We start from the raw sequence: 14,684 nt of genomic DNA on the forward strand, positions 1-14,684 counted from the left end.
CCTTGAAGGAGTCGTCTCTTGTTTAACTACAAGAATTTATATTGGCAAATGATTGCATTCTAACTCCGCAGGGACGCCGCCTGCTTCAGCACCGCCAGCCCTTTCTTCTCGCTGCCGAACAACCGGTAGAGGACCGCTTCACGCAGATGATCCGGCTTATCCGCGAGCGCCCGGTTCAGCGCCTCCGCCAGCTCCGGCGTATCGATCGCGATCCCTTTGACCGGTTTGGCCGTGTCGCTTGCGCCAAGCACGATGGCAACTAGGGTCGGCATGCCCGCGACGGTCTCGCCATGCCGAGCGACGAAAGCTTCCGCATATTTATCCTGCGCCGACTGGTGCTCGCTGTCGACGATCTCCATATAGCGGCGAACGAGCGGGAAGTACGCCTCGCTAACCAAGCCCAGCCCGAAGACCGCGTACGTTCCGGGCATGACCGACTTCACGCTGCTCTCCACATCGCCGTACCATTCGAATTCTTTCATGGCCAGCTCCGCATAGTCCGCGATCAGCGGGTGCAGCGCTTCATATTGCAGGGCATTGGCGAAGAACTGATGCAGCTTGGATTTGGCCAAGCTCGCGACCGGAAGCCAATGCTTCGCCGCGCTCTTCAGCTTCAGCTGGTATCCTCGCGGAAACCCTTCTCGCAGCAGACCGCACAAATAGTCGAGCGCTTCCCGGTAAGCCGCTTCTTCTTCCGCGCCGATTCGAATCTCAATCGTTTGCAGCACGTCGTTGCACGCGCCGGACATCCTGCTTCCGGTATGTCTGGCGGCGAACTGTCCGCTGCCTTCCGTCAGATAGGCCGCAGCTTGCTCGGAACCGAGTAGTACAGCGTAGTCGAGATACCGTTTGCGGGTGTCTGGCTCCTTTGGTCCGATTTGCAACGCGATATAGAGGAAGAATGCCATTTCGCTCGGCTGGATCGTCGGGCGTTCGTCGTCCGGGAACAGCTCGCTTTCCAACTCATACTGCCCGGTACGTTCAGAATACCGGTCCAGAAACCGCTCTTCGGCCCATTCCTTGCATGCCGAGACGAACGCGTACCGCCACTTTTCCAGCCGCTTGGGGAACGGGAGCATCTTCTCGACCAGACGGCGATGAAGCGGTTCGACCACGTCGGGCTCTTGCGCCATCAGGTCCGGATTCATCAGATGTCGGGCGAAGAAGAAATCATCGTTCTCCGACGGAAGCACCGGCGGGTCCTTCCACACCTTGGTTTCAATGAATCGGTTCAGCTGCTGCTTCAGCTTCTCCAGCTTCGCTTCATTGCGGAGATCCTCCCGATGAACCTTGGTCTCGGTCTCGGACTGAATCTCCATTACAAGTTGCATGCGATAGCCGAAGAAATGCGCGCCGTAGTCCTCCGATAGGAATAGCGCCTCCACCCGCGACCGCCATTCGGGAAAGAACGCATGGAGCAGCACGTCGTCGGACATTTCATCCAGTTCGGGGCCGGCCTCCAACCTGTACGCGTCGTCGCTGAAGGAGAGCGGCTCGTATAGATGAAGGGCGATCTCGCTTGGCTCCCAGCTGGAATGGCTTCGCTTCAAGCTGATTTTCATATAATCCATGATGCCCGGGTGAAGCGGACCGAGCCCCTTCAAGCCGGCGATTCTCGCTTTTTCTTTCTCGTAAATCGACATCAATAAGGTCCAGATCTGATCCAATAGCTGTTCGGCCGCCTTGTCCATCATTTCCTCCTCCGGTATATTTTCTCAGCATAACCTCGTTTCTAGTATAGTGGATGGTTCGCGCGAATTCCAATTCGCTAGATTCAATTAACAAGTACAAGGCGTACCAGCGCCGGGATAACCTTCGTCCATTATCGCGCCATGTTCTGAACCTACTTATTCTTCACCTTGATATTGAAAACATCGCCCTGCTTGCCGCCAAAGACGATAATTCCGCCTTCAGGCAGCACGATGGAATCCTTATGGTGCACCTTGGAATAGTGCACGGTCGTCCCCTTCGCATCATAGACGGCGAACCCTCCGCTGGCCGGAGTCTTGACGATCAGCTCGCGATTCGCGAACTTCTTGTCGATCTTAAACCAGGCCGCCTGATCATTGTGGAGGCGGATCGAGCCGCTGCCAAGCGTGAAGGTCTGCATCGCGTCCTCTCGGATGTAAGCTTGCCCGCCGATCGTCAGATACTCTCTTTGGTGTTTGGTATAGAAGTTCAAATCGAACGAGTCTCTTCCGTGCATAATCGGAATTTGGGCGACGTTGACGGCTTTATTTCCGCTGATGATCTTCGTGCCGGATGCATAGCCGTAGTCGGTATTCACTTCGATTTGTTTAGTCATGAACGCCGGAACGAGATAGCCGATCGACGTGATTTTTTCATCCAGCGGGTAGTAGGTCTTCCCGTTGCGCGCTTCCCATGCTCTTTTCGTTGCCTTGTCGAGCGGATTGCGATCCAGCTTCTGATGCGAATACGTCGCCATGGCCGATTGGCCGATTCCCGGAACGTTCGCATAGCCGATGAATTTTAAATACGTGTTGCCGTTGTCCGCCCGCTCGAAGCTCACGTTCGCGTTGCCGCTTTTGCTTGTGAATTGACCGTTACCCGTATAAATGAATGTTTGCGGCGGAGAGAAACCATCGCTCAGCTCGGGCACGATCTCCCCGTTCTTGAACTGCACGTCGACCAATTGCCCTCGGGTCACGTACATGCCGGCGAACGCCTGGAGGTCTGCCGGCATGGCGGCTTTGACGGCGGGTTCGAACGTTTTGTCGGGCAATATGTCGTCAATGATTCCTTTGGCCTTGGCATAAGCCAACAACGTCTTCGTTGCCAGAATGCTATTGTAGATCGAGGCCCCTCCCGACGAAAGGACCGCCATGGATAGATCATGCTCCGGCAGCGTAATGAGACTCGCGTGATACATCGTCGTATCCCCGCCTTTGGACAAAGCCGTGATCCCGTACTCCTCGAACGGCGCTAATTGGACGGCATCCCAACCGAGACCGTAATTGAAGGAATTGGTCTCTTCCGGCACCCAAATCCCCTTCCGATACTCGTGGCTTTGCATCGCCTTAACCGACTTCTCGGATAAGAGATCCGTCCGATTGCCGATGAGCATATCCCCGAACCGGCTTACCTCTTCGGCCGTGGAATAAAGACCGCCGGTTCCGATGAGATTGACGTTCTCTACGGGCAGCGCCTGCTCCAACGGAGGCAGATACGTTCGGGCAAGCCGGTTGCGGTCAAAGGAATCCTGCGGCGTCATCGTGGCGTCAAGACCGAGCGGCTCGCTAAAATGAGTGCGAAGAAATTCGCTGTAGCTCAGCCCGCTTACGCGTTCGATCATGATTTCCAGCAGCTGAAACCCGTCGTTGCAGTAAACCGAGAATTCCCCGGGATCCGCCTTTAAGCGCCCGGTCCGCAAACGGTCCAGCAATTCGTCATGGGCTTCGGTATCCGGATCATCGAACAGGAAGCCGTCTTCGAAGTGGCTGCCGTACAGACCCGAAGAATGATTCATCAGCATGCGCGGCGTAATTTGTTTGTACCGTTCATCCGCCATTCTGAAATCCTTCACATAGGCGGTCAGCGGCTGATCGATATCTATTCGCTTCATATCGGCCAACTTCATCGCCGCGGCCGTCACATACACTTTGCTCGTCGAGCCGATGCCGAACATCGTCTCCTTCGTTACCGGGGCTTTGGTCGCTTTATTATGGACCCCCGCGCCGTCCGACAAGACAACGGCCCCGTGATCGCGGAGCGCGTATTGGATGCCGCTTACGCCGTAGTCGGATACGATCTTCAATGCCAACTCCTTCGCCGTTTGCTTCACGGGCTCCTCCGTCGATTGCGAAGATGCCGAAGCGACGGGCGCGGCCGCAATCAGCGTACTCATGAATAACAACACTTTCTTTCTCATGTCTCCTACCTCCTGGATTTCTCTAGTGGATTGACTTGCTGACATCAGCATACAAGGTAAGAAGCGACCCGATGAGAAATCGCCCCGAAACGAAAAAAACAATCCCTAAACGGCAGGCTGCTTAGGGATTGCTCGTCATGAACGGCAGGACGACCATATTATGAAATTGTTTATGCTTCGTCTCGATGGTCATATGACCGCCGTACTTGTCGCAGATTCGGGCGATATTGGTGAGTCCGAATCCATGATATTCCGGGTTTGGCTTTTGGCTGCGAAGACGCGCCTCCTCCCTCTCCATATGATTGAGGATGTGAATGAGAAGCGCGTCTTGCTGGACATGAATGTAAATCCGCACGTACCGGTCTTCCGCGAGCTTGATTTGTTTGGACGCTTCGATGGCGTTATCCAGCATATTGCCGAGCACGACGCATAGGTCGTACCGGTCGAGACGGACTTCTTGCGAACCTAGGCTAAGCTTCGTATCGATGCGGATCCCGTTGGCTTGACCGATATCCAGCGTGTTGGTGACCAGGGCGTCGATGGCCAGATTGCCCGTATTCACCCGCCGATAAGCGCCTTCAATCTTGCTTAAGGTCGTCTTGATGTGTTCCCTTGCGGCCTCTAGTTCGTTGCGCTTCATGCATTCGTCAATATACAGAAACTGTTGATTCGTATCGTGAATGATTCTTTTAATGGATTTGAAACTATGCACGACTTTTTCGTAATTCGCATCCTGGTAGTCCATTTGCTGCTGCAGCTGAACGTTCTCGTGCATGAATTGCAGTTTATCCGTTATCGTCTCCAAGATATAGACGATCAGGACGTTCAGGAACACGAATCCGATGGCGGAGAGGAAGGAATAGAAGCTGTTGAACGTTAAAATATTCAGATGATAAATGCTAAGAAACGGGATGACCAAAAAAATCGCATAATACCGGTAAGGCAAAGAGAAGCTTCTTCGTTTGGCCACGAGCCGTATGACCTGAATGACGGCAAACATGATCAAGCAGCAGAGGAACATCAGCTTCGTCAACGTGGCGGAATCCAGCTGCGCGACAACGTCCAACCGCTTAAAGTCGACATCGTCCAGCGCGTATAAAACATAAAGCGAGATCGAGCTTGCCAGCGACACTAATACGGCATAGACCAGCGTGAAAATGAGCTTGATGCGAAAGGCGACGCGATACGAGTGCGCGACGATAAAGACGAACAGCAGCGGCAGCGAAGCGTAGATCGCCGGATGAAGCGACAACGCGATATACGGGTAGCCGAGCAGCCCGTAGATCAGGAAGTAGAGGAACCGGTTTTGTTTTCTCGCGGCTTTGCCGAATACCGAATTAAAGAAAAAGTTCAGCTGAATACCGATGACAAGAACAAAGAGAACGATAACCGGCGCATTAATCAGACTCATCGCCATCGACCTTTTTGATCCTAAATTTGGTATACCGATCTTTAACCTCTTTCACTTTGGACCGGCCGATCGGCAATTCCAGCCCATTGACCATTAACACGACGCCGCTCGCGAACTTCCGCACATGAATCAGATTAATAATGATGGACCGATGAATTTGCAAGAAGTGATGGTCCTGTAGAGCGGCTGCGAAATCCGCAATAATCCCTTTGCTGTCATACGTTTGATGAACCGTCGTAAAACGCAGCTTGCTTTTGATGGTCAAACTTTTGGCCGCTTCGATGCTGATCAGGTCGTCGTATTTGAGGACAATGTCTTCATAGCCCGACTTGATGATCAAGAACTTCTTGTCATGCGCTTGAACGTATTGGCAAAGTTTGAGGATTTTCTCCTCCAGGACGGCGGTGGGAACGGGTTTGATCAAATAATGAAAGGTCACGACGTCGAAGCTTTCCAGCATATAGTCCGGGTAGCTGGTCAGAAAGATGATTTGTTCATCCAGGTTGTTCAGCCCTCTTATTCTACGAGCCGCTTGAATCCCGTTCATGCCACCCATCTCGATGTCCAGGATCAACAGATGGAACGGCGTCTCGTGGCGCTCATAATGGGAGACCAGCTGCTCGCCCGAACCGAACATTTCGATTTCAAAATCAAGATCCGCCTTGACCGACAAGGCAATCATGACGCTTTTGATCCACTCTCTTTGGTTGACCTCGTCATCGCAAATCGCCACTCTATACACGAATGGAACACTCCTTATTTCCGACAGCTTTTTTTGGACGCTATGTATCATCATACAACCTTCCGATCGCAAGGAAATCAGGTTCCGGATGAAACGCGAATTTCGATCCCTGAGTTGCACCCTCCCCCTTCCCCCTCCGCTGAGGGGAACCATAGGGCTTCGCCCTCTGGATTCCCTTTTTCGTGCGGGCGCACTTGTTCGCGGTCGGCGGGTTGGCTTGAGCAAGGCACGCTTTTGTCCTGTCGGACAATGCTTCAGTGGGTTTTGAAGTCCGTCCTAAGACTTAAGCCTGTTAACTATAGGCCCTAGTTGGCTTCATCGGACGATTTTTCCTTAACCTGACAGCATTGCCCCCACCGCTGAGGGGAACCAAAGCCTATGCTCCCGAAGTGCGTTTTCCTTTGAAAACGCTCAGGACTCCCTTCTTCGTGAAGCCACCATTGCTCGCGGTCGGCGGGTTGGCTTGAGCGGGGCACGCTTTTGTCCTGTCGGACAATGCTTCAGTGGGTTTTGAAGGCAATCCTAAGACATAAGACTGTCAATTATGGGCCACGGCTGGTTTCACCAGCCGTTTTTCCTTGACCTGACAGCATTGCCATCTGCACACCCGGAAGTACCGTCGCTCGTTACGCGGCCGTCTTCGATGCGTCCTTCGAGGTGCACAAAAAAAATGCTTACCATTGAAGCCAACGGTAAGCATTCAGCCAATCCGGGCTACGAGGCGCCTGCGCTTCTACAAGCTCTGCTCGCTGACGCCCTGCCCGGGATCGAACTGCAGCATCTTCGTCCCGATCTTGTCGATGAAGAACCGGTCGTGGCTGACCGTGACCACCGCGCCGGGGAAATGAATGAGCGCCTGCTCCATGACCTGGATGCTCGCGAGGTCCAAATGATTCGTCGGTTCATCCAAAATAATGACGGCCGCCCCCGAGAGCAAGCACTTGGCCAGCGCGACGCGCGCCTTCTGACCGCCGGAGAGATTGCCGATCGTCCTGCTCAAGTCCGCTTCCGAGAATTGCAGCATGGAGAGGAACTTATGCACCTTCTTGCGCGGCGCGTCCAGCCCCAAGCCATACGTGTTCACCGCATGGGTCACCGTATCCTTCGGATCGAGCTCCTCCCACATCCGGTTGAAATACGCATAGCCGACGCCCTTCTCCCACGTCACTTCGCCGGATTCCGGCTTCGCCTCTCCGGTCAGCACCTTGATCAGCGTCGACTTTCCGCTTCCGTTGGGCCCGACGATGACGAGGCGGTCTTCCTTCTGAATATCGAAGCTGACGTCGCGGAAAATCTCGCGCTCGCCGAAGGTTTGCCCGATCTTCTTCACCTCGCACAGCTTGTCCGGGAAGCGCAGCTTCTCGTAGATGTCGGTGATGAGCACGTTCACCGGATGCGGCTCGATCCGCTTCTTGTTCTCCGCCAATCGCCGGGAGAGCCTGTCCTTGGCGGAGCCTTTGCGGCTCGCGCGGCTGTCGATCGCCTCCGCTTCCAACGCCAGCAGCTCTTCCTCCCACTCGAACTGGCGGTCCAGCTCCTTCTTGCGCAGCTTCTTCTTGCGGACGTAGTCGGTGTAGTTCCCTTCGTATTCCTGAAAATGATAATTCTCGATCTCGATCGTGCGCGTCACGACCTTGTCGATGAACTGGCGGTCATGCGACACCAGAATCATCGCGCCTTTGAACCGGTACAGCCACTGCTCGAGCCAGGCGATGCCCTCGATGTCCAAGTAATTCGTTGGCTCGTCGAGCAGGACGACATCCGGCTGCTGGATGAGCATCTTGGCGAGCGCGGCGCGGTTGCGCCAGCCGCCGGACAGCTCGCCCACCGGCTGATGGCGCGAACGGTCGTCGAAGCCCAGCTTCGTCAACACCGTATCGATCTCGACTCCGACGTTCCACCCGTCCAGATGCTCCATGTGCTCGAACAGCTCCGCCTGCCTGCCGAGCAGACGATCCATCTCGCCGTCGCCTGCGACGACGCCGAGCTGCTCGGCGATCTGCTGCAGCTCCCGTTCGATCTGCGCCACCTGCTCGAAGCACAGCTCCAGCTCTTGCTGAACGGACAGACCGCTCTGCAGCTCCGAGAACTGCGAGAAGTAGCCGATCTTGACTTGCGGATCGACCTCCACGTTGCCCTCCGTCGGCTCTTCTTGGCCCAGGATCAGCCGAAATACCGTCGACTTGCCCGCGCCGTTGCGCCCGATCAGGCCAACCCGCTCTCCTTGACTTAAGCGAAAATAAATATTGCGGAAAATGAGGGACTCTTCGTATTTCTTCGTGACGTTCTCTAATCGAATGACGCTCATGCGATTCTCCTTTTGCTTGCATATGGATAAGGAGATTATAGCATATTCGCTCCCCCTTTCGGCCTCTCGCTCCCCTTCCCCCTCCGCCGAGGGGAACCAGAAGGTTAGCACCCTCTGGACTCTGCTAATCAGCGTGACTCGTAACGCGGCCGTCTTCGATGTGTCCTTTCGGGGGGAGCCCGCTTGTCCAACGGACAGGCTGTCGTTCGAGCTTCGTTCGTTACGGGTTGCCTTTGGGGTGGTATCCTGCAAGGTTACGCGCTTGATGCGGCTCCGAGCTGACCTTCGCTTTCGTCCGCTTTACGGACACGCTTTACGTATCCTATCTATCAAAAAGCGACAGCCTGGGACGTTCCATCCCGGGCTGCCGCTGACTCTTGCTCACCATTCTTCAGTTTTCGCTTGCCATCTGGAATTCAACGATCGGAGAAATGCCGACATTTTGCTCTTTATTCAGCTGAGTCCCCTCGTGCGCGACGAGGAAATTGTAGTAGTTCGGCAGCAATTGTTTGCTGGCCTCTCCGCCGTTCAACTCCCCTAGAGTTTTCCATCCTTGCGAGGAATAGTAGGAGGCCGTGCCGCCGCTGAGCGGATTGCCTTGGGCGTCCTTGAGCTTCACCGTCACGTTCACCGTCTGGAAGGTCACGAGCGGATCGTCGCCCGTATGCTGGGTTTTGAACCCGGCGGTGCCTTCATACGTGATTTGAAACTCATAGGCGTTCGCCGGCAGAGGCTTGCTAGCGTTCCCCGCGGCGTCGGTGGTGCCGAACGGCTTCCATTCTCCCCCATCCTTGTAACCAATGGTCGCGCCAACGAGCGGATTCCCGTTGCTGTCTTTAAGCTGAACCTGGACTGTCGTCGCTGACGGCACAAGCGCGGTTTGGGCGGTTTGCAGGGCTGCCGCGGCCGCGTCAACCTGCGCTTGCGTCGCCGCGGCGTTATTGTTCACCGCGATCGCTTGCGTCAAGGCCGTTTGCAGCGCCAACCACGATGCCTCGGTGTATGCTTCCTCGTCGAGCGACTGAGCCAAGGTAATTTGGGCCGCGAGGACGGTTTTATCGGCGTTGACGGTCTGATTAGCCGCGAAGAAATTAATCTCGCGTAAGCTGTTGATGATGCCTGTCGACGTCCCTCGGCCCCACAGCTTCACGTAACGCGCCGTGACCGGAGTTGCAAACGCATGCTCCTCCAATCCTTCCGTCGTGCCGCTCGCATTGAACGAGCCGAGCGGACTCCATGCGGCGCCGTCCTGGGAGATCTCAAGGTCGAAGTAGGCCTGCCGCTTCGTTCCGTCGTACCAGGCGTATGACATCCGGTTGAATTGCTTGACCGCGCCGAGGTCGAACACGCCCCACGGGTCGCCGTTCGGATTGTCCGGCGTCGCGCGTGCCGGATCCCGTTTCCCGGCCCAATACGTCACCGGATCGTCGTCGTACGCGTTCCACGGACCGTACGGCGGTATATGGTCGCTGCCGGTGGATCCATAAATTTGTAGCAGATCGGTCTTGTTCAACGTCACCGTATACGTGTTCGTCTGCATCCCGTCCGCCGAAACGACCGTCGCCGTGATCGCACCGGACGCTAAGTCGCCGCTTACGGTAACGGCGCTGCCCGCGCTGCTCTTAATAAATTTGACCGCCGGCGTCGGGTTCTTCTTATTGTACGTATACGTATACGAGAATTCGTCGCGGTTGAATCCCGGTACGAGCTCTCCGCCCACGAATAAAGCTTCCAGCTTCGCCTTATCGGAAGGCTGCGGCTGGTAGGTGCTTGCCGCTTCCGCGGCCGACCCGTTTGCCAGATTGATCGAGACCGCCTTCGTCCCCGTATCGAATGTCCAGACGTCGCCATTCTGCGAGAACGAGACATCACTCGGCACTACGCTTCCCTCGCCCCAAGTGAATGCGACGGCGTTGCGCCAACTGGTAGCGCCTTGCTTCGTTAACCGCAGCGCTTTCCGCTCGCCCCCGATGACTTCATCGCTAATATATGGTACTTTCTCCACCGCCGCTCCCGTCCCGCTCGGCGTCAGCTCCTCCATCTTCATCGTGGTTGTCTCGCCAACGGCGAGAAAGGTGTTCGGATCGCTTTCGACGATCTGCTGCGACTGCGGATGGAAGCGCAGTTCGAGATTCTGCGCCTTGCTCAGCTCGATATCATCGACGACGATGAGCGTGCTCGGCTTAATGAAGAGCAGATGTCTGCGGTACTTCGTAAGACCGGTCCCGGCCATATCGTAGGCGCCCGCTCCCTCGCCCGCCATATAGTCGAAGACGGGATTGGTCTGCGTATCGACGACACGCGGTACCTCAAGCCGCTTACGGTCATTCACGTAGTTGAACCAGTCGCCATCCCCGCCGAGCTGCCCCGCGCCGCCAATGAGCAGCGTATTATGATTGAATGTTCGCTTATCCGCGTACCCGTCATCCCGAACCAGGTACTCGCCATTGGCGTGCAGCACGAAATGGTTCACGTCTGGATGTACATGCCCCGCACCCCAATCCATCGCGGGCAGCGAAGTATTGGTTTCCCTCTCTTCATGCCCGAGTGGCGGACCGCTGCGGAAATAAAGAACGCTCTCGTCGCCTGCCCATCCGGTGCGGGACATGACCATATCCATGTCGGTGAAATGATGAAGCGTCGGCAGCGCCGCCGGCGGCGTCGCGGGCACGTCCGGATCGTAGTACAGGATGCCGAGCCAATCCTCATCGACCGTGGATACATTGCGGTCGTCTATCTCGGCTGCGAGCCATTGCGCCAATCCGTCGTCGTTCTCCGCGGCGAGCGTCCGCAGCAGCGCGTCCGGACCTGACCAGCTGGTCTTCGAGGCATCCCCATAATCGATGTGGCCGCTCTGCGGGGTCCAATAATCGCGTCCCAGCATCAGGTAGGCCGCGTACTTGCTATTATTGCTGAACCAGTCGGTCTTCAGCATATTACCGCCGACGAACTTCTCCGCCATCTTGGCATACTTCGCCGCCCATACCGTCCCGTAATGCCAGTAACCGTATCCTTCATGGCTGGCGCCGTCGTCGCCGAGCACTTCCGTCACTTTGGCGAATTTCTCCTGGCTGAATTCGAACCAGGGCACCGACGACGGAACTTCGTCGAAGACCGCGATCGACGCGGCGGTCAGACCGGCCAGGCTGATCCACATATGATTCTGCAAGTAGTAGTTCGACCAGAATATCGTTCTTACTTCACCCTTGTACGGCAGGCCGGCGGCGCGCATATACATTTCCGTGCCCCGCTCCCGCAGCGTTTCCACGATGGACGCCTTGGTAGCTTGATCCAATTCGTCGTACAGCCAATCGTAGACGACGGCGAGCGCGAACAGCTGATGGCCGGCAGCCAAATCGCTATTTTTAAAATTACCTCTGCCCCACGACGGATAACTGATCGAGGCGTTCACCCATTGGACAGCTTCATCCAGGTAGCGCGTATCTCGGGTCATCAGGTAAGCAAAGGCTAGATTGACGGCGCGGTTTCCCGTCTCCCGCTGCCAATTCTCTTCCGGGCTCGAATCGACATAATACTCCCTAGGATTCTCGTTCATCCTCGCATTCACCGAGGCGATAAATTCGTTCCATAACGCCGCATGCTTGCCGCTCGGCTTAATCGCGTTCTTCAGCGCCGCGACCTTGCCGTCGTCGAGGAGCAGACGAGGATGAACGTCGCGATACGGCTCCAACGCCTTGGCCGTCGGAGACAGCGCGACGACCTCCTCGTCGTCGAACCAGAACGTGCCTTCGGACGCATGCGGCAAGTTCTCCACGACGAGCCGAGCCGAGCCTGGCGGAGCGGTGACGGTCGCGTCGATACGCGTCCAGTCGTGCGTCCCGTCCAAGTAGGCGATGACCGGCGTAAGCGAGGTGCCCGCCATCGCCAAGTACCAAGGACCCGTGGCATCGAGGAAATAGAGCCGGGCCGGCATGAAACCGCCTGTCGCCGCGTTCTCCGTCTTCACCCATGCCGAGAACCGGTACGTCGTACCCGGTTCGATCCCTTCGACGACCTGATAGACGGAGAGCCGCGGATCCGGATCTGCCGCCTGCGCGACGATCTTCAGCGCGTGCGCGCCGCTTCGTTTGGTCGCATCGTCGACGCTGGCCGCGATCGGGCCCGCCACGCGCGACACTTCGTTCCATCCGACCGCTTTGCCTTCGGAAGCTACGTCGAAGCTTGCATTGTCAAGCATGTTCACCGGCTCCAGCGCCCCCGGCTCCCATAGCGTGAGCTTCTGCGCATCGAACCAGAACGCCCCTTGCGCGGTAAGCGGCAGCAACTCGATAACGAGCCTCGTCGCGCCAGCCGGCGCAATGAACCGCTTCTCTATTTTCGTCCAGCCGTTCGTACCGGTGAGGTTGGCGTTCAGCGTGACGAATTCGGTGCCTTCCAGCTTGAGATACCACTCGCCGTCGGGACCGAGGAAATACAGTCTTACCGGCGTCTCGCCTCCGGTCAACGCGTTGTCCGTCTTGATAAAGGCCGAGAATTCGTAAGCGGATCCGGGGGTGATGTCATTGACCACCTGCGCGTAGTAATGCCGGAAAGGCGACGCGGAAGTTAGCTTCAGCGAATAATCCCCTTCATAGGCTTCGCCGTCATTCACCGCGCCTACGGCGGGAGCGCCTGATCGCGGCACTTTTATCCATCCTGTCGGCTGACCGTTCGTCACCTGTTCGAAGCCCGGATTCGTCACCAGATTAACCGGTTCTTCAGCTGCCGCCTCTTTCGGAAACCACGCGGGCGCGCACAACGCGACCATAAGAAGCACAGCTAACAACTGCTTTGCGATACGTCTTACCCTCATCCTTCATCCTCCGTTCATAGAGAAGCGTGAGAAAGCCTTTTTTCGGTTCGACTCCACGGATCTACTCCGCTTGGTGCAGCCCGAAATACCGATGATTACTTCCGTCTTTGTTCTCACCCCCCTTATGGATTATTGCTCCGCCGTAATATCTCAATATTCTGTCTATTAAAAAATCAGATAGGCGCGCTCATCCGCCGCCTATCATGACTGGACCCGCACCCAACGCCCGGCTGCATGGCTTGCCAGAATCGCGTCCGTGATGCGCATCGAGACGTGCCCGTCGGCGAAGGTTGAAAAATCAGCTCGGTCCTGGAGCGGGTTTTTGCCCTCCCGAATGAAATCGTAGAAGCCGCGCATCATGTTCTTCATCGCATCCGGCCAACCCTCGTTATGACCCGCCGGGTGATGGATGGCCGCGCGCGCCTCCGGAACGAACAAGGACGGATCGGCCAGGAGCACCTCGTTCGCCTTCTCCCGGTGACCGATCCACAGCTTCTGAGGCTCCTCTTGATTCCAATACGCCGAGCGCTTGCTGCCGCTGAGCTCGAAGCTGAGACGATTCTTCCGACCGGCGCTGACCTGCGACACGGTAAACGCCCCTCTTGTTCCGTCTTCGAAGCGGATCAGGACGTTGGCGCAATCCTCGGTCCGAATCGGAATATCCTCGTATTCGGCTTCCCCCATCGAACGATGCGCATACGTTGCCGTCTGCTGCTTCGCCTTCCGGCGAACCGGCATGACGGTGGCAAGATCGGCGAACACTTCGACGATCCGAAGTCCGGTCACGTACTGGACCGTATCGCACCAATGGGAGCCGATATCGGCAATGGCTCTCGACGGACCGCCGGCTTCGGGCGCGAGCCGCCAGTTGTAGTCGGTCTCATAGAGAAGCCAATCCTGCAGGTAGCTCCCCCGGATTAAGTTGATCCTGCCCAGCACGTCTTGCTTGATCATCGCGGAGAGTTGTTTCATCATGGGGAACTGCCGGTAGTTGAAGTTCACCGCATGAACGACGCCGCGCGCCTTGGCCAAATGCAGCAGTTCAGCCGACTCCCGGCTCGATATGGCGAGCGGCTTCTCGGACAGCACATGTTTGCCGGACAGAATAATCGCTTTATTGATCTCGTAGTGAAGATGATTCGGCGTGCAGTTATGCACGACCTGAATGTCCGGATCTTGAAGTAACTCCAGGTAGCTTCCGTAAGCTTTCGGAATGCCCAGCTCGGCCGCCGTCTTCTTCGCGTTATCCGGGTTCGATCCGGCCAGCGCCGCCGCTTCGACGAAGCCGAGTCTTCGAATTGCGTCTATATGCGCCGGTCCGATAAAGCCGGCGCCGATGATTCCCATCCTGATTGACAACAGGACCCCCTCCGATAACAGTCAAACTCCTAGTCGATACGACTGATTCCAGCCGAGATTCGGTAATTGTGACAAGCTGCACAATCGCTTACAATAGGGGTATATCTGGGCTATATCTGCTCGTCGCCCATCCCGTATAATTCCAAAAGTGATAAGAGGAGC

At 56.3% G+C, this 14,684-nt stretch carries 7 protein-coding genes; all 7 read right to left on the bottom strand.

Annotation, left to right across the window (positions count from 1 at the left end; translation table 11 throughout):
• Positions 1–59 precede the first annotated feature (59 nt).
• Positions 60–1,694 carry a DUF6138 family protein gene (locus BCM02_RS10155; RefSeq protein WP_246183299.1) on the bottom strand — a complete coding sequence of 545 codons (1,635 nt, stop codon included), beginning with the start codon at positions 1,692–1,694 and terminating at the stop codon, positions 60–62.
• Between the two features lie 149 nt (positions 1,695–1,843).
• Positions 1,844–3,889: a serine hydrolase domain-containing protein gene (locus tag BCM02_RS10160; RefSeq protein ID WP_148928963.1), complete on the bottom strand. Its 2,046-nt coding sequence runs from the start codon at positions 3,887–3,889 to the stop codon at positions 1,844–1,846.
• Between the two features lie 121 nt (positions 3,890–4,010).
• Positions 4,011–5,300, bottom strand: coding sequence for a sensor histidine kinase (locus BCM02_RS10165; RefSeq protein WP_148928964.1), 1,290 nt, complete (start codon positions 5,298–5,300; stop codon positions 4,011–4,013).
• Positions 5,287–6,042, bottom strand: a complete 756-nt coding sequence (locus BCM02_RS10170) for a LytR/AlgR family response regulator transcription factor (protein ID WP_148928965.1) — start codon at positions 6,040–6,042, stop codon at positions 5,287–5,289. Before BCM02_RS10170 ends, BCM02_RS10165 begins: the two co-directional genes overlap by 14 nt.
• Positions 6,043–6,775: 733 nt before the next feature.
• Positions 6,776–8,350 carry an ABC-F family ATP-binding cassette domain-containing protein gene (locus BCM02_RS10175; RefSeq protein WP_148928966.1) on the bottom strand — a complete coding sequence of 525 codons (1,575 nt, stop codon included), beginning with the start codon at positions 8,348–8,350 and terminating at the stop codon, positions 6,776–6,778.
• 391 nt (positions 8,351–8,741) lie between these two features.
• The gene (locus BCM02_RS10180) at positions 8,742–13,163 is read right to left on the bottom strand and encodes a DUF4962 domain-containing protein (RefSeq protein WP_148928967.1); all 4,422 of its coding nucleotides are present in this window, start codon (positions 13,161–13,163) and stop codon (positions 8,742–8,744) included.
• Between the two features lie 201 nt (positions 13,164–13,364).
• Positions 13,365–14,525 (bottom strand): Gfo/Idh/MocA family protein, encoded by a 1,161-nt coding sequence (locus BCM02_RS10185; RefSeq protein ID WP_148928968.1) that lies wholly within the window; start codon positions 14,523–14,525, stop codon positions 13,365–13,367.
• Positions 14,526–14,684: the final 159 nt, after the last annotated feature.

Source organism: Paenibacillus methanolicus (genome assembly GCF_008124765.1).
GTDB lineage: Bacteria > Bacillota > Bacilli > Paenibacillales > Paenibacillaceae > Paenibacillus_Z > Paenibacillus_Z methanolicus.

Bases quoted from the DNA above. Each gene is read 5' to 3' on its own strand.
- BCM02_RS10155 (WP_246183299.1), bottom strand. From the start codon at position 1,694: ATGATGGACAAGGCGGCCGAACAGCTATTGGATCAGATCTGGACCTTA.
- BCM02_RS10160 (WP_148928963.1), bottom strand. From the start codon at position 3,889: ATGAGAAAGAAAGTGTTGTTATTCATGAGTACGCTGATTGCGGCCGCG.
- BCM02_RS10165 (WP_148928964.1), bottom strand. From the start codon at position 5,300: ATGAGTCTGATTAATGCGCCGGTTATCGTTCTCTTTGTTCTTGTCATC.
- BCM02_RS10175 (WP_148928966.1), bottom strand. From the start codon at position 8,350: ATGAGCGTCATTCGATTAGAGAACGTCACGAAGAAATACGAAGAGTCC.
- BCM02_RS10180 (WP_148928967.1), bottom strand. From the start codon at position 13,163: ATGAGGGTAAGACGTATCGCAAAGCAGTTGTTAGCTGTGCTTCTTATG.